We start from the raw sequence: 23,547 nt of genomic DNA on the forward strand, positions 1-23,547 counted from the left end.
CATCCCTATAACATGATAATCCTCTTTGATAAACCTGTCGCACAGGTGCGACCCTAAAAAACCGGCCGCGCCGGTTATCAATATCCGTTTACGTTTTGACATGAATTAATTAGAGTAAGTAATAATGGTTAAGTGATCTTTTAAAATACAATGCAACGGCAGGCGCAATAAATTTTATTAGTGTGGTAAGCAGCCCCTTTAAGCACCAATTGCCCATACGGGCTTAAAATGTCGCATGGGCAATTAGCTAAGTAATACAACAACAGTGCATTATTTGATATGATTAAGCTACGAGTTGCTCAATACTTTGTTGAGTTTAAAATGCTGGCGTTGCTCAGCCCGCAGTTTATCAATTGTTCTTCCTTCTGGTAGAATCACATCATCGTAAGTAAGTACTGCATCTTTGGCTAAATCGTGTTTAAGAATACAGTTTTCGGCTACTCCAATAGGCAACAGGTTTTCCATTTCCGCTACATCTGCGTTTTCGCATAAGCCGTAAGTCATGTAATGGCCAATACCATCAAGTATATCGCCTGCTTTTAAAGCAATTTTAGCGGCGGCAACCACCTCAACATATGGTTTATCCAATGGTGTTAAAGCCGCGTCGGTAAACAATACAGCGCGGGCAATAGTAGCCGGAACTTCAAAATGGCACAAATGGTAAGGCGTATAAAAAAGATACAACGGCCCCTCTCCCAATTTATATAAGTTAAGATAATGTTTTTGCTGCGGATGATCATGTGTGCCAATAACAAATACCCCCGGCCCGGGCTCGGCAGCCACTACATAATCTACTATTCCGGGGCCATCGTTCAATAATTCATCAAGCGGGTACAGCTCAATAGCCTCTTTAAGTGGTGTACCCGGCTTTGCGGTGGGGCCAAGCATCCCTCGCCTGGCTACGCGCATACCGGTGCCATTAGCAACAATTGCCTGCTCAAATGAAATTTTACTTCCGTCGGCAAATGACGATACCATAGCTGGTTTTTGCCCCCATCTTTTTGCAAAGCCTTCCTGGGTTGTAGGGTTGCGGTATGGGTCATGCAGGCCCTTTATATTACCTATAAGCACAGGCTTTACGCCCAGGCCCTTTACAAAACGGTAAAGGTTCATTTGTACTCCGGGCTGGTCGCCGTCTACATTTGTATAAACTACGCCGGCTTTATCTGCATAAACTTTTAATATTGGGCCAACAGTACCGTCGACCTCGGCATTCATTAAAATGACATGCTTTTTATTTTCAATGGCAGCAAGAATAACATTCGCGCCAAATTCAACGGATCCGGTCACTTCTACTATAGCGTCTATTCCGTTTGCCTGGCAAAGCAAAAAGGCATCGCTTGTAATGCTTGCAATACCGTTTTTGATATTTCCTTCCAATTGCTCAACCGTAGTTATTTCTTCTACATTAAACACATCTGCCTCATTATAAGCAATTTCAGCTTTCCGGACATCACGGTTTGATATGGCTACCAGTTCCATACCTGGTATGTAATTGCAAATTTGTAAAGCAATGCCTTTGGCCATAAAACCAGCGCCAACCATTGCAACCCTTACAGGGTTATTATCGGCCTCTCGTTTGGCCAAAGCGGTATCAACTATAATCATATTGGTTTGATTGAATAATTAATGAAAGGGAAACACAGACTTTTCAGGCTAATACAGGCGACTCAAACATGGCGTGTGAGCGGTCTTTTTCAGATATAACGATAGGGTCGACAGGCCACTTGATGTTGAACGCCGGGTCGTCCCAACGGTAAGCACGCTCTGCTACAGGCACATACATCTGCGTTACCTGGTAAGTAACATCAGTATTATCCTGCAGGGTTATAAAGCCGTGGGCAAATCCTTCGGGCACATACAACATACGGTAATTATCTGCGCTGAGCGAAACCCCTATCCATTGTTTAAAGGTGTCAGAGTCTGGCCGCATATCAATTATCACATCATATATAGAGCCTCGGGTACAGCGCACCAGTTTTGTTTCGCCAAATGGCGCTGCCTGCATATGCATGCCGCGTAAAGTACCCTTCTTTTTATTGTAGCTTACATTTGCCTGCATTACATTAATGTTCAGGCCATGCATTTCAAACTCCTGCATGCAATATGAACGTCCAAAAAATCCGCGCTCATCTTCAAGGCGTTTTACATCAATAATGTACGCGCCTTTTAATTTGGTTTCGGTAAAAATCATGTGTTTAGGTTAAACTGTTTCAAATGGTGACGATTTTTCTGCGATGTAAGTGGCTTTATCTGTCCACTCCAGATCGGTATTGATCAGATTGTTATCCTGCAGGCCGGTGAGTACTTTAAGCCGCATCAGGTTGGAGTTTCGAAAATCAGCATCGGCAAAATTGATGGCACGAAGCCCTTCTGCCAGCTCTTTTATTGTTTGCCCAAGGGTGTATTGTGGCTGATGATGAGGCGCAAGCAAACCAAACAAATTAAAGTTTACACAGTATGACCGCTTATCTGGCGGAGCATCTGTATTCAGGCTTATTTCGGTACCGGGTATTTCAAGGGCTACAGCCGATGCCAGTTCATGCACCTGATAATTCCATTGATTGCTGCCAGCATTAACAGCTAAAAACCTGCCACCGGTAGTATAATCTCTCTTTACAGCCCACTCAATTGCCCGGGCCATATCTTTAACATGGATAAGCGGCCTCCAGGGGCTGCCATCACTTAGAATACTGATATGGCCTGATGAAACCGCACAGGCCACAAAATCGTTCAATACCAGATCAAGCCGCAGCCTGTTGCTCATGCCGCATGCTGTAGCAAAACGCAGGCATGTTACCGTGAAATTTTCATCGGCCAATGGCTTGAGGTCCATTTCGGTAAATACCTTTGAGCGCGCATAAGCCGTAAGCGGGTTTAATGACGAATCCTCTGTTTTTGGTTCGCTTTCTGCCGCACCATACATGCTGCAGCTTGATGCGAAAATAAACGATCTAACACCGGCATTTTTAGCTATCTGCGCCAATCGTATACTGGACAAATAGTTGACATCCAGCGTTATATCTTCAAAGCGGCTTCCCATTGGGTCGTTAGAAATGGCTGCAAGGTGTATAACAACATCTACCCCCTGCAATACATCCGGCTTTAAATTTCTTACATCACCAAATATCTGCAGATCAAGTTTTCTTTCAGGCAATATTTCGGCATTGGTTAAACATGACCCAAAATAGGCCATATCGTAGCCAATAAGTGTAGCATTAGGTAAGGCAGAGCGCAATTGTGCAACAACTCCCGGGCCAACATAGCCCATGTTTCCGGTAATTAAAATCTTCATAGTTAATTAAGTTGGTTTTATGGGTTAATACTTTGATTATAAAGCGGGGTAGCTAATTTTTGGAACCACGCGGCTTTGCCTGCGGCCCAAAGCTCTTCTAAATACATTTTATCGCGCAGGGTATCCATTGGCTGCCAAAAACCGGTATGTTTATATGCCGACAATTCGCCTTGCCGGGCCAGGTACTCCATCGGTTCTTTTTCCCAGGTTGTATCATCATCGGTTATATAATCCAGCACTTCAGGTTCCAGCACAAAAAAGCCACCGTTTATCCATGGCATATCAGCCCCCGATGGTTTTTCATGGAAATGATTGATGTGGGTATCGCCCTCATTTAAATTAAAAGCCCCAAACCGGCCTGGCTGTTGTACCGCTGTAAGCGTTGCCAATGTGCCCTGCGCTTTATGAAAACTAATGAGTTTGCTGATGTCAACATCACTTACCCCATCACCATAAGTCATGCAAAACGTATCGCTGCCTATATAATCTTTAACCCTTTTAAGGCGCCCCCCTGTCATGGTGTTGTGCCCGGTGTATACCAGTGTAACCTTCCATGGCTCAGCGTGCTGCTTATGCACTTCAACGCTGTTGTTAACCATATCAAAGGTTACATCAGAGTTATTAAGACAGTACTGGGCAAAATATTCTTTTATAACATGCGCTTTATAACCGCAGCATATTATAAACTCATTAACGCCATGATAAGAGTATATCTTCATCACGTGCCAAAGGATGGGTTTACCTGCAATTTCAACCATTGGTTTGGGCCTGACACCGCTTTCTTCGCTTATGCGTGTACCAAGCCCGCCGGCAAGAATTACTGCTTTCATAAAAATATTTTTTTGAGATTAGAAAATGACTGGTATGATGCGGCGCTTTGAGAGTAATTATTAACCGCAATACTTTGTATGAGAATAATTACCTGTTATAAGCCAGGGCCGATTTTAGCTTTTGAATAACCCCTGCCCTGAAAACATATTTTAGAAAGGGGATATAATGCAGGGTTTGCGTGGATAGCCTGATATCGGCATTGGTTCTGTTCAAACGGACTACACTTTCCAGCAAATAGGTAAAAAAAACTTCTGGTGAAAAAAAATTCTCCCAGGCTTCCCGGCTTAGGGCGCATCTCAGGGGCCATTCCTTATCGGCCTTTTCTATTATTGCAGGTACTTGAGCTACATCTTTTTCAGGTATAAACAATGCAAAGTCGCTCCACCTGGGGCCTTTGGGGGCTACCCAGTTATCTGATATAATAACGGGCACTCTGCCGGCCTGCATGGTTTCAAATATCCTGAATGATGATGTACCCGCCCCACGCGGGCATAACACAAATTTGCTTTGGCTAAGCAGCTTAGCGTAACTTAACTTTTCATCTGTCAGATCCTGCCCTCCGAACATATTGCTGGCAGATGCTTTTATAAAGGCGTGCGGGTGGCTTAGTTTTAAAATACTGCGGCGTGGTGCAGAGTTAGGACTACCAACAAATGAGAACAGGTATTCAGGCTTAACTGCCGCGTCATACTTAATGTAAGGGTTGATGTTCTCTATATACGGTGTAGCGGCTATATAATTTTTATTAAAAAACTGTTTGGGCATAGATGCATATAAGCCGGGCAAAACAAGCCAGGGCTTATCATGTGGATTATACATAAATACCTTATCGGGATATTTTTTAACCAGGTAATGGCTTTTAAGTTTATTATAAAACCTGTCGGCATGATACCTGGAGTTTTCAACAAAAAGTATGAAATCAGCATCATCGGCACTATCAACAAGCTCAAATTTTTTAAGCCTATCTAACGATGCATACCTAATTATTGAAGCCAGGGGTTCGGCATCGTTGTATGCCGAAGTTATGTATACTTTAATCCAGGCTGAACCTTGGTTGTACATCATGCTTAGTTTGCTAAAACAGCGGATGCCTGGCTGTTTACAGTGTTAGTGTTAACTTGGGTAACCGGTATATTTATCTCCTCCAATATCCTTTTACAGATATCCTGATTACCCACACCGTTTTTCAGCACACGGTTTCTTCCGGCCATCCGGATGGTATCATTTAGCAGATCATTATCAAGAAGCCTTTTGCACACCTGGACGCATTCTTCAGGCGTGGACCAAAAAACCGCTTCTACCCCTTCCTGGTACATTTCCTGGTGTTCGCTTGTACGCTCGGCACAAAATAAACCACCTGCAAAAGGTATTTCCAACGAGCGCTGCGTATGGAGGTCGCGGTTACCTTTAGAGAGCAGGCCAAGACAAACCTTTGCACCCTGAATAGCAGCTACATAATTTCTGCCGCTTAAAGCACCACCGGCATAATAGGGTTTTAATACTTCCCAATGAGGCGATTTTTGCCACCTGATACCCCATATGCGAAAAGGAATATTCGCCTCTATCAATTTTAAAAATAACTCATCACGCTTTTCGCGGCGCATCCAGGTGCCTATAAAAGCTACTGCCGACCGGTATTCTGTTGGTATGTCGGTATAATTTTTAAAGGGCTGGTGTGCAACTTCATCATAACTTCGCAGTACCCGTAACACATGTTTGGCACCCAGTTTCAGGCATTCTTCTTCAGTATCTTTCCGTACAACTACTACCAGATCATAAATATCAAGCGCCTTAAGTAACAAATCAAACTTTCTTCCGTCGCGTTTACCGGTTGGATCATCAACATTGTACAGTATAACCGGGCAATTATAGCTTTTTAATAATTTTATACAATCAGGGCCAAGTAACTCCCCGCTGTCAACCCAAATAACGTCAGGCTTATATAGTACAACCAATATTGATTTTACCCACTTAAGCATTTTGCCCTGGATTAATCTGTACCCTGTACGTAAATGAAGGGGTTCAAATAAACTTGTGGCAAATACCTTGTAAGGATCTTTAATCAATACAGTGTGCCCCAGGCGTTGAAGAGCGCCGGCCCGGTGCGCGGAGGTTGAACCGGGATTACTATCACCGATATATAAAATGTTAGCCATTACCTTAATACCACATTTGTTTTTAATGATTCAACTTCTTTAAGTATCTGTTCACACACATCCTCATTGCCTACTTTATTACTCCTAACCCTTTGCATGCCATTATAAACTATTTTTTTACGATGGCTGTCTTTATCAATCAACCACCTGCAAACTTTAATACACTCTTTGGCATCGCTCCAAAATACTGCATCTTTGCCTTCTTCATAAAGGTCAAGATGTTCTGAGGTGCGTTCCGCACATAACAATCCACCTGCAAACGGCACCTCCAATGAGCGTTGCGTGTGTAAATCGCGGTTACCCTTTGATAGCAGGCCTAAACAGATTTTTGCTCCTTGTATGGCAGCAACATAATTACTGCCACTTAGGCTTTTGCCTTTATAATACGGTTGCAGTTCTTTAAAGTGAGTAGATTTTTTCCACCGGTCACCGTAAATGGATAGCCCAAGCCCGCCCCTTATCAATTCAAGTAAAAACTCATCGCGTTTTTCGTGCCTCATCCAGGTACCAATAAATACTATATCTGTTTTAAAATCATGCGGTATATCAGCATGGCTGGTATAAGGTTTATGCAAAATTTCATCGTATGACATCCACACCCGCATCACGTTTTTGGCACCTTTAGATTTAAATTCATCTACATTAGTTTCGCGCATTACCGCACAAAGATCATAGTATGGCAAAGCTTTTATCAATGAATTGAATCGCCCGCCATCACGCCCGCCCGTAGGGTCATCGTTATTGTACAAGACGATGGGTACACCTATTTTTTTTAATTCGCGCATGGATCGCGGCCCTAACTTATCGCCACTGTTTACCCATATCAGATCAGCACCGCGGTTGTTTTCAACCACTTTTTTGGTCCATTTAGTTACCCGGTTTTGCAAAAAACTGTACCCCGTTCTAAAATGTAATGGTTCCAGGTATCGCGACAAAGTCAGGTTGCCTATCATTTCGTCGATATCAAAAACTTTAACAACATGCCCCAGCCTGCGTAACGCATTTGCCCTGTGACTTGAAGTAGTTGACGGATGATCGTTACCGAGGTACAGTATCTTAGCCATAATGCAATTATTAAAAATTAAAAAGAAGACGGAATTTGTCAGACCGGGTTATTGATGAGAGCCCTGTTGCCGTAAGAGATACTGGCGGGCTTATGTTTTATCAAGTTAAACAGGCGCGTTAAGTGGTATACAACCAGATAAAGGGCAACAAATTGTATAAAATCGCGCATTAAAAAGGTAATTGTAGCTGTAGCACTCTCTGCCGGCAAAAACCTGAAAATCGCATCGAGCGATAGCATACCGCATAAACTAAAGCATAGTTTGGTATTTACCTGCCCGTTGCCGAGAATAAGCTTCTTAATGAAGAGCAAATCAAATAAATAAAATACAGGAATTATACCTACCCCAAGTATTGCAAGGTACCACCACCCAAAAGCTGCCATGCCTATACCAGCCATGCTACCTGTGCGGTAGCCCCCTAAAGCTGTTTCAGATGCACCCGCGCGGTAATAAAGATAATCGCCTATGGAGTTACCGCGCAGCATTTTCTTATCAATATCAATTTTAAGCAGATCTAATACCGGTTGGGGCAAAACGGATAAAACGTAATCAACGTTAAACTTTTGCATCAGCGGATCTACTTTGCCCATGCGTTTAGCCTCTATTAAACTGGCGTCGTTAAACTTGATGTTTGAAAAGCGTGCAAGAAAAATATTATTCAGATAATTCTCATCCCAGTCCCTTTTTTCGGTAATGTCAGACATGCGGTACTTTTCAATACTATATTTATCCTTATAAGCTTCAAAGGTGAGGCCAATGAGTTCGTTGTAAGGTATATCCATCCGCTTTGCACGCACCAGTACCATAGCAGTACCTATATCTGCAATGGGGCCTGTAAATAACAGGTAAGCACCTAATGCTATAACGGCATTTTTAACAGTAAAAAACTTGGCTTTGTAAACGCCAAGCAATAAGCCTAAAAAGTAAGAAAAACCTACTGATGTGAAACCTATCATAAAACCGCCGCGGCTATTGCGGCCTATGCTCACTAAAAATAATAATAATGTAAAACCTGCCAGATAAAGCAACAGCCGTTTAGGCAGGGGCTCTTTGCTGCCATACATGCTTACAAAAGGAATGAAAAATGGAGCATACGAAAAAGGCATTAAAGATTGAATGGCTTTATCTGATGGTGAACCTGTAACCTCCCATCCTATATTTGGCGAGTACAAATAAACATAAAAGGTAGCTCCTATGCCTATCAAGCCCATAGCCCATAATTGTATGCTTGTTGGTGCATCATATAAACCAGCTTTTGCTAAAAGTGAATCCTGGCGCTTATGAAGATTGTAAGGCAATAAGCGATAAAGGCTATGCGCCAAAACCAGGATGATGAATGTAACAGAAGAATGAAAAAACACCTCATATGGCAGCTTTAAATTGAACACCACTGGCTTCCACTCTGATAAGGTAAATATTAAGGGGAAATAGAACTGGGTTAACGTAAAGCCTAAAATCAAAAATGTGGAAAGTGGATAATCTTTTATCATTTCTATCCGCAGGTAAACGCTTTTTACAACATACCATGCCATTATTACACAAACCACAGCAACGGTATTTGGCAGGGTTGTAAAAATAAATACCTGGAGTACCGAGGCTACAAGCAAAACTATCCATGACCACTTTGCAAGGTCTTTTATAAATGAAGATGAGTTATCGGTACCGGCGCCTGCCATATTTGTAACTGTCATAACGAAATGGTGATAAAAAAACGGCGCTTACTTTCTGAAAACAGATAAGCTACGGAACATTTGCTTTGTTCTGAACCGCGCGAAAAATGGCATAGTGCGCCAGTAATCATATAAATTCAGGAGCAGCATAAACAGGATAACAGCTAATAAGATATATTTATCATGCTTTAACATGATAATAAGGCCCATACCCACTGCTGCAATAAAAACAGACCTGTTTGCTATATATGATGCCTGGCGCGGCCAAATTAATTGATTATTATGCAGCCATGCTTTAGCAGCTGATATGTAACTTACACAGGTAACAATTTCTGCAGCCAGCAATACCAGCCCTGCACCCAGCAACCCAATACGCGGTACAAGCACAATCATGCCGACCAATACAATTAATGCCGCTATGGCGGATATTTTCAATTGCACACGCAGCAGGTTATTGCCTGTAACAATGGCAATTGCCGGCTGGGCGATTGCAAAAACCAATACGCTTAATGATAGTACAGCAAACAACATGGGGTTAAATACCACTTTCCCTCGCGTCCATAAATTAAACAATGGTTCTATAAATGTTTGCAGCGCCACTACGCCCGGCGACATTATGGCAACAATAATTATCCATATGGTTCCTAAAGCAGTTTCACTGCGTTCCTGATCGCGCTTATTTAAAAAATGCATCAGTTCTGGCATCAATGGATTTGTAATCGTATTAAGGCCCTGCATAGCAAAATTAGCACCTGTACGTAAGGTTGAAAATGCAACCAGATTTACAGCCCCGGTTAGGGGTGCAAGTATTACCCTTACGCCTACATTACGGGCGTTTTCCAATATGCTCTTTGCAGATATATGAATTGATTTTAAAAAGTTTTTCCATCCTAAGCGCAATGAGCCTTTGCTAATTCTTATTTTATTTTTATGCAGCAGGTAAAAAAAATCGATATACTGCAAGGCATAATAAATGCCGCATACAACGGTTCTTACAATTGCAGCCTCTAATAAATTTGCCCCGTAAGCTACAGCAATAGCGGGGGCTATTGCAGCTACGGCCATTGCCCCGGCCGTCCACCAGGCTGTTCTTGGATAATAGCCAAATGTGCCAAGCACACGGTTTATGACCCCCCCTCCGCTTAAACATAAACAGTTACTTACACTTTGAATGATCAGCACCAGTCCTGCCGATTGTATTAATGAACTGCTTAAACCCTGGGCCTCATTTAACAACAAACCAAGCAGGTTGGTGAATACAATAATCAATATGAGTAAGACTTGCAAAATACCTACCCCAAAACCAACCCAAACCCCCGACCATAAATATAGACTGACTTTTTTAGGATTGTTTTGACCGATGCGCAGAAACTCAAAATTCAGGTAGGTTTGATGGCCGGTATCAAGCGTAATGAACAGGATGGAAAGTGCCTGTATGGCAAGCCACAAACCATAAGTTTCAACATCCCATGACAATAAGTATACCGGCACTAAAAGCACCTGTGTTAAAACAGTGATAATTATCTGAAACCATGAAGCCAGACTTCCGTTAATTAAGCGTTTAGCTATAGACATGTTTTAGACGGTTAATACGCAACAGAAAGGATATGTTGAACAGAAGAATTCAGAACCGGGCTGCAAAGTCTGTAAATACAGATTGTTTAGTTTCTTTACTTTTTTTATCAGCGTAATAATCCCAATCCATATAATAGCCAAAACGCTCATCCATCTCTACGCTATTGAAAACCACGTGCATGTTTTTAAGCTTGTTAGACTGGTATACCTCTTCTATATAATCAAGTTCGGTTTTATTGGTGTAATTATGCCTTATTATATATAGGCTTATATCGCAAAGAGGCGCTAAGATAGTGGTATCTGATACCAAACGCATTGGTGGAGAATCAATCAATATATTATCATATTCATATTTAAGCTTATTGATCAGATAACTCATTCGCTCACTTTCAAGCAACTCTGAAGGGTTATCCGGAATAGTACCACAGCCTATCATAAACAGATTTGGATGAACGCCGGAAGGCTGAACAATTTCATCTGCAGATGCAGTGCCATTCAGGTATTCGGTTATACCAGGTTTTGAGTTACTCAAGTTAAATATCCGGGATATTTTAGGTTTCCTAAGGTCCAGTTCAATTAAGATGGTGCGTTTACCCGATGCAGCGAGCGACATACCAATGTTGCTTGCTACAAAGCTCTTTCCCTCGCCGGATTTGCTGGATGCAAAAAGCACCACTTTGCCGGTATTTACATCGCTTGAGGCTTGTAGTAAGTTGGTTCTTAGTAACCTTATCTGTTCGCTTATAGCAAAATGATTATTGTTTTGTACTACCAACTCGCTTTTGTTCTTAGAGCGTAAAAGTTCGCATATTATAGGGGCCGAAACACTTTTTTCTATCTCGGTACGGGTTAGCACCCTGTTATTATATGCCTTACGCAACGAAATAAAGCCTGCAGGAATCACTAAACCAAGTAATAAGGCTATTGCCACCGGAAACTTAAGCGACATTACCGGCGGATAATAATACGCATCTTCTACTGTGCGTGCATCCGCTAATGTTGACGCATAACTTAACGCTATCTCTTCCCGTTTTTGCAGCAGATACACATAAAGGTTTTCTTTAATGCCTTGTTGCCGTTTAAAACTAATATACTGGCGCTCCTGACCAGGTATACTTTTAATTGAAGACTCGAAATTGGAGTTATTAGACTGCAGCTGACTTTTAGTAGCCTTAAGAGATGATTTAATACTCCTGATCTTATTTTTGATTGCCTCTTTAGTGCTGGCTATCTGGCTTACAATGGGTACAAATATTGGGTTCTCCTGTGGGGTAGTAGCAAGCATCCTTGTCATGCGCAATTCCAGATTGGTTAGCTGATCAACCAGGTTAATCAACCCGGGATCGGCGATACCAATGGTGGCAGGTACAGCAGAATGCGAAGATGAATTTACAAATGCTTCTATTTCTCTTATTACATTCAACTGAATATTAACCTCGTTGAGTTTAGTATCATTTGATTGTATGTTATTTAAATAAAGCTGCGATTGAGAGGAGATATCCGTAAGGCCTATGCTGCTTTTATAATCTTCAACCGTTTTTTCGGCGCCGGATAATTCATGAGTTAACGAGGCAAGCCTTTCATCAATAAACTTTAGTGTACGGGCAGTTTCGCGGTTTTTGAAATCAATATTGTTGTACTTGTAGGCACCTATCAGATGGTTCAATACCTGAACGCCCCTGGTAGCAACCTGGTCATTCATTTTCATTTCAATCAGAGGGGCGTTCCTGTCTAGTATAACATCTATTTCCTTTTGATATTTGGTAACTACAGCTTCGGGGTCGTCAACTTTTATCCTGATGGTTTTACCAATATAATCTTTCACCCTTGCGGAAGCATTAATTTGCCAGTGCCCTAACTTATTTATCAAAGGCTTGTTGAACGGCATGATACCGGTACTTGCCTTATTACTTTTTAAAGTAAAATGCCCGGGGTCTATAACGGTTAAATCCATTACCCATGCCTTCTCTAATTTATTTAAAGGTGCGTTAGCCACAAATTTCAATGGGACGTCATCATAGATATCTTTATATGTAAGATGATACGGAACCTGATAATTTACCCATAGGTCAAGTTCATTAACTACCCTGCGTATCAACGCCCTTGACTTAATTATAGCCACCTCGCTTTCAATTATTTTTGCTGTTGGTAAAATATCCAGTTTTTCAAGTGCCGCCTTTGTTTCGGTCTGATCCTTTTTTGAATCATTAATGGATATTTTGGCCTGGATCTGATATTCAGGTATAGTATTTTGCACATAGAAATACGCTCCTATCAAACATATTACAATGCTTATCAAAAAAAGCGGCCAATGATAGGAGTAAGTATTCCACAGCTTTTTCAAATACTCTGTTTGATTACTTCCGCCCGACTCTTTATATATATTTTTGATGTTTTCGTTTTTCATGATTGGTTATTACTTAAGTACATTAGCAAGAACAATGGCAACTATTGATAAACCCGACAGTATCAAACTCAGAGTACGGTAGCCCCTGTCAACTTCTGCAAATTTTGTTTTATCCGGTTTTACGTATAGCACGTCGTTATTTTTCAGGTAATAGGTATCGGCCTGAAATAGCTTGGCGGAGGTGAGATCGATGTTGATATAAGATCGTTTACCATTAACCTCTCTTATAAGCAAGACATCTGTTCTGCGGGCGGTAATGTTCAGATCGCCTGCAAGGCTAAGCGCCTCTAAAACGGTTACCCTGGTATTGTTTATCTTAAAAACATCCGGGCGCATAACATCTCCTAATACTGCTATTTTAAAATTGAGGATCTTAACATTTACTGTGGGGCTTTTCAAAAATCTTTTAAGTTCTTCTGTAAATTTTGTTTGTAGCTCTGTAGCTGTTGACCCTGCTACCTGCACCTGGCCAAGCAATGGTAATTGTATATTACCCTGTTCGCTTACTATATATTCAGCCTTATTGGTAGAATCCTGCCAGGCGCTTGCATTTAGGCTGGTAACGTGTACACTTAAAACATCCTGCGGTTGTACAATCAGCGGCGAAAAATTTGTGATATCTTCCTGCGGCACCGGCGACCGTTTTACATCCTGAAAATAAGGCACGTTTTTATATGAGCTGCAGGAAGATAGCCAAACCATTAATACAACAGCCTGGAAAAGTAGTGTTCTTTTCATTATATTTAGTTAAGTAATTAAATGAGTATTAAATAGCGCAGTCTGAAAGAAGAGTTGCTTTGTTATTGGCGGGCTGGTTTCGTTGTTAACCAAAGCTTCGCCATTTCGCTTACAGCGCTTATTTTAATTTAAAATTCAAAGGCTTATTTAAATAAACCCCTTTGTTTAATACTTTAAAATTAATCACAAAAAAATATAATAAATAGAGATTTTAGATTGTGGGTATTATATTGAGCAAAAGAGAGAAATACTGAGAAATAACATTATTAAATAAGATTTAGATACTAAAAATGCAATTTTCTTATAAATATTTTATCTGCTTTGTAATACTGTAATAACCCACCCTTAAAAGGAATCTGTTGTTTAGGATTTTAATATTCAATAAATAATATTAAAATAAATCTTAAATCAAGTAATAGCTTTAACAGCAGCTGTTAATATTTAATGATTATTCGTACTGATCATTAACAACGTAACCAGATTCTTTTAACAACTTATCCCTCCCGAATAGCTCCAGATCTGCCATGACCATTTCATTGGCCAATGAGTAGATATCATATTTGGGCTCCCATCCAAGTTTGGCTTTAGCTTTAGCCGGATTACCTATAAGTAATTCAACTTCGGTTGGGCGGTAATAATTAGGGTCAACAGATACTACTTCCGTTCCTGGTTCCAAATAAAAGTCGGGGTTTGTACAATTTTCAACATAGCCTTTTTCATCGGCCCCATGCCCGGTAAATGCCAGGTATATACCCACCTGTAAAAAAGCCAGGCGTACAAATTCGCGTACTGTAGTAGTAACTCCAGTCGCGATCACAAAATCACCCGGCTCATCCTGTTGTAAAATAAGGTACATTGCCTCAACAAAATCTTTAGCATGGCCCCAATCCCTTTGTGCATCCAAATTGCCAAGATATAATTTGTTCTGCATGCCAAGTGCTATTTTCGCTACTGCCCTTGTTATCTTACGGGTTACAAACGTTTCGCCCCTTAACGGGCTTTCATGATTAAACAAGATGCCATTACTGGCAAATATTCCATAAGCTTCACGGTAGTTTACGGTGATCCAATATGCATACAGTTTGGCTACTGCATAAGGAGAACGTGGATAAAATGGTGTATTTTCTGACTGCGGAACAGCCTGTACCAAACCATAAAGCTCAGATGTTGATGCCTGGTAAATTTTAGTTTTCTTTTCAAGCCCAAGTATCCTTATGGCTTCCAGTAAACGTAATGTACCCAGTCCGTCGGCATTTGCAGTGTACTCAGGTGTATCAAAACTCACTTTGACATGCGACATCGCTCCCAGATTGTATATTTCGTCGGGCTTTACTGCGCTTATTATACGTATAAGATTAGTTGAATCGCTCAGATCACCATAGTGTAAAATAAGGTTAATTTGTTCTTCATGCGGGTCCTGATATAAATGATCTATCCGATCTGTATTCAATAATGAACTCCGGCGTTTAATGCCGTGCACTTCATATCCTTTAGATAAAAGCAACTCAGTTAAATACGCGCCATCCTGACCAGTTATACCAGTAATTAAAGCCTTTTTTTTCATATATATTATATTTACTATTAATTCGTTTGAATTTTTAATTGGTTATCATTAAGACGCATTAGAATATTATTTACAATTGTGATTATTATTACATATAGCAATAAGTTTTAAAAAACCCGAAAAAAACACATTGCATAGATTTAATAATAGAATAATATATATTAACAAGCACAACTACCGTTAATTGCAATAAATATTAATTATTTTTGCCATGAATAATTAATTATGTTTAAAGCAAATATCAGGCACAGTGGTTTCGGCATAGTTTATTAATATATAGTAAAGCTTTAATAATATTTATGAGTACACATTACGGACAAATTGTTGAACGGGCTGTTAGACGAAACTGTTATAGTATTACCGAATTGGCAGCTCTTACAAAAGTTAACCGCAGATCTGTATACAACTGGTTTAACCAGAAGCAATTAAGCCCCACAATTATATACAGGATTGGAAAAGCGCTGAATCATGATTTTTCTGTAGAAATGCCGGAGCTTTTTTCTCCTGATGATTTTAAAACATGTAACACTTTATCCGTGAATCGGCAAAAGCTTACTAAGGTTGATGACGCGGAAAATGGTATCGACTGGAAAAATAAATATATCTGCCTGCTTGAAGAATTTGAGGAATTATTATCCTCTGAGCTAATTAAACAAAAAGCCAAAAAAACCTAAAACATGGGCTTGGTTAAAAATTAACGGTTTGCATTCACCGCTACCATGCCGCTTTTATCGGTCATTTGTTCAACCCTTACACCGTTTTCCAACCTTCCTACTCCCTTTACATATACTGCCCACCTTGTTTTATTTAAATTAACCTGGTAAAATGCGTTTTTATTGGCGCAGATACTACCACCCTCAATTATAATTGTGCCTACTCCTTTACCTTCACCACCGCCGAAAGCGCGTATCATTTTTTCATTATATGGTGTTTTGTTGCCAATGTTACAACCATCAAGTTTTAAATAGCAAGGCATATCCAAATAAAAAAGGCATCCGTTATTAAGGTCTGATTTTTCTGACGGGTCATAATTACTTATCTCAATCCCCCTGAATATTATGCTTGGTGATATATTACTATTGGTTACATGTAATACATGTTTGCCCAATTCAAACCGGCCACCACTTATCACATAAGTTTGGGCGTTAGATATCTCAAACTCCAGGTTATTGTGCGATGTACCCAAGCCGTAAAAATAAAATGCTCCATTACCTGTCTTATTCGTCTCGGTAGAGGTATTACTAAAAAACTTATCTAAATAAGCTCCAAAACAAGTGTTTAAAATATTATTTAAACAGTTTGGCCCCTGGTTATGCCATCCGGTTTGCCCTGTAATTACTTTTCCGTAATTGCCGTATACAGAGCAATTATTCCAGTTTATTACACTTATATCGGCACCACCCCCAGAAATTACACCCAAGCGCCATCCGCGTTGATTGACACCTTTACCCAAACTGATATGACAGCCCGTAAAATTAATATTTGATGTAGAATGAGCGGTATTGTCAGTATCCAGATCTATGCCTGCTATACCCGGCGAAGCCAAAAGCTTTATTTTAAGCCCTTTCCAAACAGAAAAACGCATACCCACTATGCGCAGGCAAGGCCCGGTTGATCCGGAATAGATTAACGTATTTTCGCCATTTGCTTCAACATCCAATCGGAATTCAGATTTGTTTACCGGAGGCACAATGTTGATGGTTTTACTGATTTTATATGTTTTTGATGGAATAACTATCTTAAATTTATTCTTTATGGCGTCAGTAAACATTTGCTGCAAGGCCTTGGTATCATCTGCAATGCCGTCACCTACCGCACCATAAGCCTCGGGCGATACGTTAACAATCTTTGGCTCGTTCGTTACAATTGAATTGCCACTTAAGCCAAATAAACCACCTATAACTATAGCTATTTTTATGAAAAGCACCTGGTCGAAGTTTAAAAACGGCTGCAAGTATCATACAACCGTTTACCCATAATATGAACTGATCTTATAAAGAACTGGATACTCTATTATAAAATTTATTAACCGGCAATCAATTTCCTCATGATTGATAACAGCAAGGCGCGGTCGGCCTTTGCTTCATCAAAACATTCTCTTAGCATCGCTCTTACCGGCTCCATTTTTAATTTATTTGCAATAATCTCTAATACTTGCCATGAAGCCATCTCCAGGTTTTCTACATTTTGCATGTAAAATAGCAGGTACATATCTCTTACCTGTGGTTCCATGCTGTGCTTTTGTATTTTATAAAAAGCATCTTCAGCCAGGTTAATAAAGCTATCGCAAGATGTTAAATTGGGTTCAACATCCATTAAAATATATATTGCCTCTATTCTTAAAAGCTGATTACGCGTATCGTCAATAGTTTCATCAATAGCCAGTTTCAGATCATTAAAATTTGCATCATCCTCAATTTCTGTAAAACGTTCTATCAAATGATGCTTTGCACAGTATACCAAATGCAAATAATTAATAAAAACCGACCTAAGCTTTTCAAAGCTTAGTTTATCAATATAGGTTATCATTGTTTATATGCTATAAGGTAAGTGTTTACTACCAGCGGTGTAACTTTAAGCTACCAGGTTGCCTGTAACCATTTGCATATTTCGAGCCCGCTTGTGATGAGCAGGCTTGCTTCCACCAAACACGGTTCTTCCGGTAATTTTCAAGGGGTTACCATAGGCAACCGAATCTGCCGGGATTGATTTGGTAACTACGCTGCCCGCTCCTATTATTACATTGTTACCAATGGTAATATCACCTATTAATACACAATTAGCCCCTATCTCAACATCATTGCCTATAACCGGCGATCCGCTCATGTTTAAGCCCTTATTGCCTATTGTTGTAAACTGCCTAAGCAATACACGGTCGCCAATAACCGTATCGCTATTAACCACAACCGCACCGCCATGGCCCAGATTAAGGCCTACCCCAATTTTTGTAAAATACGGTATATCTATACCCCATAGCCAGACAATAAATACCTGATAAATTTTAAGAATTGGGTAACCGAGTATACGTATAACCGCTGAGCGGCTCAATGCGATGTGATTGGCTATGCGATACATCACAACAACAATAGCAGCCTTTTTACTATAAGTATTGGCCCTAAGATCAAGCTTTATAGCATTGAGTAACGACATGAATTTATATTTTATATTAAACAATTAAACAGAATGACCATATTGCCTTATACAAGGCAACCAAAACTCACGATTATGCTGTATCCAGCCATGTATACCAAAAGGAAGTGTATCGCTTTTTTTATCGCTAAATGGCAGCTTGGTTTCCTGATATTTTTCATAAGCTGCTCCGAACCAACGTGCCTCAGATAGCGGAGCAATTGTAAACCTGGATGATAGTTTAGGAAAGTGCTGGGTAAAAAACAGGTCATCATAAAATGGCCTGCCGCGCATTTTTCTTATAAAGTGATAAAGATTAATATACCCTTTAAATTTTTTTGTGATATTATAGTATGTCGATACCTTTTTAAGCCCAAACCCGCCGTTACCAAAATACTCTGGACTTACAAAACCTGTAAGTCTTCGCCATAAGGTATTTTTTAAGTTGAATACCGGGTTATATATAACCGAACCAATATAATCATAGTCAAGCTGGCACCATTTTTCAAGTTCGTCGTTAAAAACAAAGGCGTCCAGATGACAGATCAGAATAAATTTGTATGACAAAAAGCGCTCATAAAACTTATGATTGCTTTGCAATACACTGTATTGCTCGTAACCTTTCCAGCCAAACCTTTCAAACACCACCTCTCCTTTGCCTTTGCAAAAAGCTTCATACCATTTTACATCAAGCCCATAAGGTGCCATGAACGTAATTGTGTATTTGTTTAGTACAGACAAGGTTTGTGTTAACGACACTTTTTCAAGCTCTGTCGGTTCATCCAAATGAATAGGGATGATTACGGTTACTAATTTAGTTTTCGCACTCATATAATTATAAGGGACAGCAGTAGCTGGATTTTTGATGCGTTAGTCGGCTTATTGTTGCCTGATAAGGCTATATCTGTATTTACGGCCTTCTTTAACAGCGGATAATAAACTTTTTGATTTCAGTTCAGAGAGCACTGTTGAAAGATGCTTGGTAAGCCTGTCAAGCTGAAGATCCGGCTGCAGTGACACAATGTAGTTTGCAATATCATCTTTCATACCTGCATTTATTTTGTCAAGCACGTAAGAGATTTTTAAACTCATAGGTAATTGTGACCTATAATTATCAGGCACAATCAAGGGTTTAACAACTGCCCTAAAAACCGTTCTATCATTTTCTGTTCTAAGCATTTCTGCCGAAATATTCTCTAACGACTGGTTAGCGTTTTCTGTATTTTCGATATAACTTCCGCTTAATGCGGATAGGATGTCCCTGATACGTTGTATTTCGCGGTTATGGTAAACCACCTTGTTTTCAAGGAAATCAATGATGTCTTTCTCAGTAACATTAGGCATAAAAATTAAATTAGTATAATTAATATAGGGGGTTTGATATCAAACTAATTCAGCTATATCAGCTTACTTCATTTAAGATATACTTGCCTATAGCAAGTGAAGATGTTGCAGCAGGCGAAGGGGAGTTTAGCACATGTACAATGTTTCCCCTGCTCAATATTTTAAAATCATCAATCAGGCTACCGTTACGATGGCAAGCCTGCGCCCTTACCCCCGCTCCACCTGTTACAAGGTCGTCTTCGGTAACTTCGGGTACCAATACCTGCAGCGCTTTTGTAAAAGCCGATTTTGATAACGAACGATGTATTTCGCCGATACTGATTTTACCATACTTACCCATCACCTTCCAGAAGCCTGGCCAGGTAAATGTATCCAAGCAATCCCGGATGCTAAAATCGCTAAATTTGTATCCTTCCCTTTTAAATGCCAGTACGGCATTAGGTCCGGCCTCTACGCCACCATTTATCATACGCGTAAAATGAACTCCTAAAAACGGAAGGTTTGGATCTGGCACAGGGTAAATCAGATTTTTTACCAGGTACCGCTTTTCTTTCTTTAACTCATAATATTCGCCCCTGAAGGGGATAATGCGCAGATCGTTTTTTTGCTCTGTAAAGTTTGCGATCCTGTCAGAGAATAACCCGGCACAGCTTATAAGTTTGTTTGCAATATAACTTCCGGCTGATGTTACTATCTGCACTTTTTCGCCCTTTAGCTCAATTTTTATTACTTTTTCATTGAACTTTGATATACCGCCTAATTCGTGAAAAAGCCTTAACAATGTTGCTGCCATCGCCGGATAATCAATTATCCCTGTTTGGGGTATTTTCAAAGCCCTTATACCGGCACAATGCGGTTCAATTTCTCTTATTTCTTCTTTAGAGAGGTATTTAATACCTTTTAAACCATTATCAATTCCACGTTGATAGATGTTGTTTAGCGGACCGATTTCCTGCTCTTTAACCGCAACAATGATTTTTCCGCAGATGTCAAATGGTATGCCATACTCTTTAGCAAAATTGATCAGACTTTCATAGCCTGCTATACAGTTTTTTGCTTTTAAGCTGCCTGGTTTATAGTAAATCCCGCTGTGTATGACACCACTGTTATGGCCAGATTGATGACGGGCAATACCATTTTCTTTTTCTATGATCAATATCTTAGCAGTGGGCTCTTTCACCTTAAGCTGATAAGCTACGGATAAACCTACAATACCGGCGCCAATAACAATATAATCGCATCTGTTTGCGTACATAACACTATTTATCAGTTTTAAATAATTAAGGCTTTAACCGTTATAGCTACCGCAGCCATAAGCTTGCGGTGCTACTCCGGTCGACTGGTTATATATGGTTTAAGCTTGGGCGTTTGGTTAAAAGGCGTTATTCTCTCCTTTGAATATGTTTATCACTGTTCTGCAAATGATCTCGATATCAAGGCTTACAGACCAGTTTTCGATATACCATATATCATGTTCTACACGTTTTTGCATCAGCATGAGGGTTTGGGTCTCTCCCCTAAAACCATTTACCTGGGCCCATCCTGTAATACCTGGTTTTAAATAGTGCCTTACCATATAGTTATCAATAAGGGTGCGGTATTGTTCGGTATGCTTTAGCATGTGTGGCCTTGGGCCTACCACGCTCATATCGCCCAGTAATACATTTATAAACTGCGGAAGTTCATCAAGGCTTGTTTTGCGTAAAAACCTGCCAATAGTGGTTATTCTGTTATCATTTTTACCAGCCTGTATGGTATCACAAAGCTGGTTAACCCTCATGCTTCTGAATTTATAACAGGCAAATTTTCGGCCGTTTAAGCCATTACGCATTTGCTTAAATATAACAGGGCCTTTGCTCTCACAAATTATCAGTATTGCCACAATAGGATACAGCCAGCTTAAAACCATTATTATAACTAATGAACTAAATAATATATCAAACAAGCGCTTTGTAACTACATTACTGATATCATCCAGCGGCTCTTTCCTTAGACTTAAAACCGGCACATTACCAAGGTTAGTTAAAGCAGGTAATTGCATAGTATTATCATAGTTATATATCAGTTTTAACCTAATACCATGTTTATCGGCTTCCTTTTGCAATTGAGTTGTAGTTTCATGATATGTGGATGGTAAAGAGATATAAACTTCATTTAAACCCTTTTCAAAAGCATATTTAAAAAACCGATCATAACCCGGCACTTCCGGTTCGCTATCTTTATACAATTCATCAGATGGCTGATGTGCATAGCCTTCAAACTGATGTTGCAAAGCAAAATTATTGATATATGGTGCCAGATGCCTGTCTAAAGAACCAAACTCAAATATTGAGATTGGTTTTTTAGGCCCAAATATTTTTTTAAAACGTGGTTCCGCTATGCTGAAAACGTAACGACTGACGATAAAAGCTAACAGCATTATAGCAGTAAATACAAATAAAAAGTTCCATCCGCTATAGTCCCCTATGAAATTTACATATATCCAAAAAATCAAGATTTGTATGAATGCACTTTGTATGGTTGCCCATACAGTACCTTTAAAGTTGTTTATCGGGTTATGTTGATATAACTTGAAAACTGTTGTACTCATCATCCAAATGAGTATTACCATAAAATATGAATATTTCCAGTCATGAAAGTTTCTATAAACATTAAAATTAAGTGCCGCAAAAAATGACAGGTTCAGGATAAGGCAATCTGATATAACTAAAGCTAAACGAAGACAGTATAGATACTTGTTTTGCATGTTGATCTAAATATGATAAGGTTGCGATTAGTTAAGCAGACAACTGTTTTGATGACTTTAACCGGTAATTTTTATGTTCAATCAACCATTTTACAGTCTCTGAAGTCCCCTGGGCACGGGTATAAGGGCCATCGCCTGTCACTTCATACAAATCAGTCAACGGGAAAACGTTATCAGTCATCATGTTATTAAGCCTGAAACTGGTCAGTGGAAACTTAACACCTGCTTTTGATAGCATATCGCCAATTAAGGCAGCTATTTTAATGGCCCTGAATGGGATACGTTTAACCGGCCCCCTACCAAAATCAATAGATATTTCGTTCGCCCAGTCGGCAATGGGTGTAGGTTGCTTGTCGCCGATATAAAAAGTTTTATTGTATATATCATCGGCAGCCATTAATAACCTGATCTGGAATACGGTATTGCCAACATAGCCATACGTTTTGGTGCAAGTTTTGCCAAAGTTGAAATACTTGCCTTGGTAAACCATGTTAAAAAAATCGATATACGGCACTTTGAACCACGGCCCCCAAATGGATGTAGGCCTTATGATGATCCATTTATATGATGGATTTTTGATAGCTTTTACCAACAGTTCGCCTTCAACTTTACTTCGCCCGTACAAAGTATGAGGGGTATAAGTGTTGTAATCAGGCGGTATACTCCCGGGTTTACACACATACATAGATGAAGTAAATATCACCTTCTTTAAGTCTGACAGCTTATCCGATATATCTATTACATTCTGAGTGCCTTGTATATTAGTATGGTAGTAATCAATTGTTTTTCCGTCAAGATCCGTCACGGCAGCCAGATGAATTATATAATCGGGGCTAAACTTTAGCGCTGCTTTCTCAAATTCCGAATATTTTAAAATATTCACTTTTTTCCATTGCGGAAGATGATGGCTATTGGCAGGCGGTTCAATATCTAAATTCAGTACCTGGTACTTATCTCTCAGCAGGTTATCAATAAGGTTGGTGCCAATAAACCCTGATCCGCCGGTTACTAATACTTTTAACATTATT

The 23,547-nt window shown here is 39.8% G+C and carries 22 protein-coding genes; 1 reads left to right on the top strand and 21 read right to left on the bottom strand.

What is annotated here, in order from left to right; translation table 11 throughout:
- The 13 genes from ACFQZX_RS00005 to gmd all read right to left on the bottom strand — a co-directional run.
- The coding region (locus ACFQZX_RS00005; protein ID WP_377111273.1) for an NAD-dependent epimerase/dehydratase family protein at positions 1-102 on the bottom strand (102 nt) is incomplete at its 3' end.
- A 186-nt stretch (positions 103-288) separates the two neighbouring features.
- Positions 289-1,608: an NAD(P)H-dependent oxidoreductase gene (locus ACFQZX_RS00010; RefSeq protein WP_377110674.1), complete on the bottom strand. Its 1,320-nt coding sequence runs from the start codon at positions 1,606-1,608 to the stop codon at positions 289-291.
- A 43-nt stretch (positions 1,609-1,651) separates the two neighbouring features.
- Positions 1,652-2,194 (bottom strand): dTDP-4-dehydrorhamnose 3,5-epimerase, encoded by a 543-nt coding sequence (gene rfbC, locus ACFQZX_RS00015; protein WP_377110676.1) that lies wholly within the window; start codon positions 2,192-2,194, stop codon positions 1,652-1,654.
- Positions 2,195-2,203: 9 nt separating this feature from the next.
- A complete protein-coding gene (locus ACFQZX_RS00020; RefSeq protein WP_377110677.1) occupies positions 2,204-3,295 on the bottom strand; it encodes an NAD-dependent epimerase/dehydratase family protein in 1,092 nt (363 codons plus the stop codon).
- Between the two features lie 17 nt (positions 3,296-3,312).
- Positions 3,313-4,125, bottom strand: a complete 813-nt coding sequence (gene rfbF / locus ACFQZX_RS00025; RefSeq protein WP_377110678.1) for a glucose-1-phosphate cytidylyltransferase — start codon at positions 4,123-4,125, stop codon at positions 3,313-3,315.
- A gap of 88 nt (positions 4,126-4,213) precedes the next feature.
- On the bottom strand, positions 4,214-5,191 hold the full coding sequence (locus ACFQZX_RS00030; RefSeq protein ID WP_377110679.1) for an exostosin domain-containing protein: 978 nt from the start codon (positions 5,189-5,191) through the stop codon (positions 4,214-4,216).
- 2 nt (positions 5,192-5,193) lie between these two features.
- Positions 5,194-6,282 carry a CgeB family protein gene (locus ACFQZX_RS00035; RefSeq protein ID WP_377110680.1) on the bottom strand — a complete coding sequence of 363 codons (1,089 nt, stop codon included), beginning with the start codon at positions 6,280-6,282 and terminating at the stop codon, positions 5,194-5,196.
- Positions 6,282-7,346, bottom strand: a complete 1,065-nt coding sequence (locus tag ACFQZX_RS00040; RefSeq protein ID WP_377110682.1) for a CgeB family protein — start codon at positions 7,344-7,346, stop codon at positions 6,282-6,284. The genes ACFQZX_RS00035 and ACFQZX_RS00040 overlap by 1 nt, the downstream gene beginning before the upstream one ends.
- Positions 7,347-7,384: 38 nt before the next feature.
- Complete coding sequence (locus tag ACFQZX_RS00045) at positions 7,385-9,037, bottom strand: hypothetical protein (RefSeq protein WP_377110683.1); 1,653 nt, start codon at positions 9,035-9,037, stop codon at positions 7,385-7,387.
- A gap of 27 nt (positions 9,038-9,064) precedes the next feature.
- Positions 9,065-10,591 carry a hypothetical protein gene (locus ACFQZX_RS00050; protein ID WP_377110684.1) on the bottom strand — a complete coding sequence of 509 codons (1,527 nt, stop codon included), beginning with the start codon at positions 10,589-10,591 and terminating at the stop codon, positions 9,065-9,067.
- A 49-nt stretch (positions 10,592-10,640) separates the two neighbouring features.
- A complete protein-coding gene (locus ACFQZX_RS00055) occupies positions 10,641-12,998 on the bottom strand; it encodes a GumC family protein (RefSeq protein ID WP_377110685.1) in 2,358 nt (785 codons plus the stop codon).
- Positions 12,999-13,007: 9 nt separating this feature from the next.
- The gene (locus ACFQZX_RS00060; protein WP_377110686.1) at positions 13,008-13,736 is read right to left on the bottom strand and encodes a polysaccharide biosynthesis/export family protein; all 729 of its coding nucleotides are present in this window, start codon (positions 13,734-13,736) and stop codon (positions 13,008-13,010) included.
- Positions 13,737-14,184: 448 nt separating this feature from the next.
- Complete coding sequence (gene gmd, locus ACFQZX_RS00065; RefSeq protein ID WP_377110688.1) at positions 14,185-15,300, bottom strand: GDP-mannose 4,6-dehydratase; 1,116 nt, start codon at positions 15,298-15,300, stop codon at positions 14,185-14,187.
- Positions 15,301-15,599: 299 nt separating this feature from the next.
- Between gmd and ACFQZX_RS00070 the strand changes: the two genes are divergently transcribed.
- The gene (locus ACFQZX_RS00070; RefSeq protein WP_377110689.1) at positions 15,600-15,974 is read left to right on the top strand and encodes a hypothetical protein; all 375 of its coding nucleotides are present in this window, start codon (positions 15,600-15,602) and stop codon (positions 15,972-15,974) included.
- Positions 15,975-15,994: 20 nt separating this feature from the next.
- On the opposite strand, the gene ACFQZX_RS00075 is transcribed toward ACFQZX_RS00070, so the two are convergent.
- The 8 genes from ACFQZX_RS00075 to ACFQZX_RS00110 form a co-directional block, all read right to left on the bottom strand.
- Positions 15,995-17,254, bottom strand: coding sequence for a hypothetical protein (locus tag ACFQZX_RS00075; protein WP_377110691.1), 1,260 nt, complete (start codon positions 17,252-17,254; stop codon positions 15,995-15,997).
- Between the two features lie 71 nt (positions 17,255-17,325).
- On the bottom strand, positions 17,326-17,829 hold the full coding sequence (locus ACFQZX_RS00080; protein ID WP_377110692.1) for a DUF892 family protein: 504 nt from the start codon (positions 17,827-17,829) through the stop codon (positions 17,326-17,328).
- A 45-nt stretch (positions 17,830-17,874) separates the two neighbouring features.
- Complete coding sequence (locus ACFQZX_RS00085; RefSeq protein ID WP_377110694.1) at positions 17,875-18,450, bottom strand: serine acetyltransferase; 576 nt, start codon at positions 18,448-18,450, stop codon at positions 17,875-17,877.
- Positions 18,451-18,474: 24 nt separating this feature from the next.
- Entirely contained in the window at positions 18,475-19,260 is a 786-nt protein-coding gene (locus ACFQZX_RS00090; protein ID WP_377110696.1) for a DUF5672 family protein, read from the bottom strand.
- Positions 19,261-19,308: 48 nt separating this feature from the next.
- The gene (locus ACFQZX_RS00095) at positions 19,309-19,773 is read right to left on the bottom strand and encodes a hypothetical protein (protein ID WP_377110698.1); all 465 of its coding nucleotides are present in this window, start codon (positions 19,771-19,773) and stop codon (positions 19,309-19,311) included.
- Between the two features lie 58 nt (positions 19,774-19,831).
- Positions 19,832-21,028 (bottom strand): L-2-hydroxyglutarate oxidase, encoded by a 1,197-nt coding sequence (lhgO, locus tag ACFQZX_RS00100; protein ID WP_377110700.1) that lies wholly within the window; start codon positions 21,026-21,028, stop codon positions 19,832-19,834.
- Positions 21,029-21,145: 117 nt separating this feature from the next.
- A complete protein-coding gene (locus tag ACFQZX_RS00105) occupies positions 21,146-22,519 on the bottom strand; it encodes an undecaprenyl-phosphate glucose phosphotransferase (protein WP_377110702.1) in 1,374 nt (457 codons plus the stop codon).
- Between the two features lie 31 nt (positions 22,520-22,550).
- Positions 22,551-23,543 (bottom strand): NAD-dependent epimerase/dehydratase family protein, encoded by a 993-nt coding sequence (locus ACFQZX_RS00110; protein ID WP_377110704.1) that lies wholly within the window; start codon positions 23,541-23,543, stop codon positions 22,551-22,553.
- Positions 23,544-23,547 lie beyond the last annotated feature (4 nt).

Source organism: Mucilaginibacter litoreus (genome assembly GCF_042676805.1).
Classification (GTDB): domain Bacteria; phylum Bacteroidota; class Bacteroidia; order Sphingobacteriales; family Sphingobacteriaceae; genus Mucilaginibacter; species Mucilaginibacter litoreus.

What these genes read in the sequence shown, in the direction of transcription:
- ACFQZX_RS00010 (WP_377110674.1), bottom strand. Translation starts at nt 1,608, where the DNA reads ATGATTATAGTTGATACCGCTTTGGCCAAACGAGAGGCCGATAATAAC.
- rfbC (WP_377110676.1), bottom strand. Translation starts at nt 2,194, where the DNA reads ATGATTTTTACCGAAACCAAATTAAAAGGCGCGTACATTATTGATGTA.
- ACFQZX_RS00020 (WP_377110677.1), bottom strand. Translation starts at nt 3,295, where the DNA reads ATGAAGATTTTAATTACCGGAAACATGGGCTATGTTGGCCCGGGAGTT.
- rfbF (WP_377110678.1), bottom strand. Translation starts at nt 4,125, where the DNA reads ATGAAAGCAGTAATTCTTGCCGGCGGGCTTGGTACACGCATAAGCGAA.
- ACFQZX_RS00030 (WP_377110679.1), bottom strand. Translation starts at nt 5,191, where the DNA reads ATGATGTACAACCAAGGTTCAGCCTGGATTAAAGTATACATAACTTCG.
- ACFQZX_RS00035 (WP_377110680.1), bottom strand. Translation starts at nt 6,282, where the DNA reads ATGGCTAACATTTTATATATCGGTGATAGTAATCCCGGTTCAACCTCC.
- ACFQZX_RS00040 (WP_377110682.1), bottom strand. Translation starts at nt 7,346, where the DNA reads ATGGCTAAGATACTGTACCTCGGTAACGATCATCCGTCAACTACTTCA.
- ACFQZX_RS00045 (WP_377110683.1), bottom strand. Translation starts at nt 9,037, where the DNA reads ATGACAGTTACAAATATGGCAGGCGCCGGTACCGATAACTCATCTTCA.
- ACFQZX_RS00050 (WP_377110684.1), bottom strand. Translation starts at nt 10,591, where the DNA reads ATGTCTATAGCTAAACGCTTAATTAACGGAAGTCTGGCTTCATGGTTT.
- ACFQZX_RS00055 (WP_377110685.1), bottom strand. Translation starts at nt 12,998, where the DNA reads ATGAAAAACGAAAACATCAAAAATATATATAAAGAGTCGGGCGGAAGT.
- ACFQZX_RS00060 (WP_377110686.1), bottom strand. Translation starts at nt 13,736, where the DNA reads ATGAAAAGAACACTACTTTTCCAGGCTGTTGTATTAATGGTTTGGCTA.
- gmd (WP_377110688.1), bottom strand. Translation starts at nt 15,300, where the DNA reads ATGAAAAAAAAGGCTTTAATTACTGGTATAACTGGTCAGGATGGCGCG.
- ACFQZX_RS00070 (WP_377110689.1), top strand. Translation starts at nt 15,600, where the DNA reads ATGAGTACACATTACGGACAAATTGTTGAACGGGCTGTTAGACGAAAC.
- ACFQZX_RS00080 (WP_377110692.1), bottom strand. Translation starts at nt 17,829, where the DNA reads ATGATAACCTATATTGATAAACTAAGCTTTGAAAAGCTTAGGTCGGTT.
- ACFQZX_RS00085 (WP_377110694.1), bottom strand. Translation starts at nt 18,450, where the DNA reads ATGTCGTTACTCAATGCTATAAAGCTTGATCTTAGGGCCAATACTTAT.
- ACFQZX_RS00090 (WP_377110696.1), bottom strand. Translation starts at nt 19,260, where the DNA reads ATGAGTGCGAAAACTAAATTAGTAACCGTAATCATCCCTATTCATTTG.
- ACFQZX_RS00095 (WP_377110698.1), bottom strand. Translation starts at nt 19,773, where the DNA reads ATGCCTAATGTTACTGAGAAAGACATCATTGATTTCCTTGAAAACAAG.
- lhgO (WP_377110700.1), bottom strand. Translation starts at nt 21,028, where the DNA reads ATGTACGCAAACAGATGCGATTATATTGTTATTGGCGCCGGTATTGTA.
- ACFQZX_RS00105 (WP_377110702.1), bottom strand. Translation starts at nt 22,519, where the DNA reads ATGCAAAACAAGTATCTATACTGTCTTCGTTTAGCTTTAGTTATATCA.
- ACFQZX_RS00110 (WP_377110704.1), bottom strand. Translation starts at nt 23,543, where the DNA reads ATGTTAAAAGTATTAGTAACCGGCGGATCAGGGTTTATTGGCACCAAC.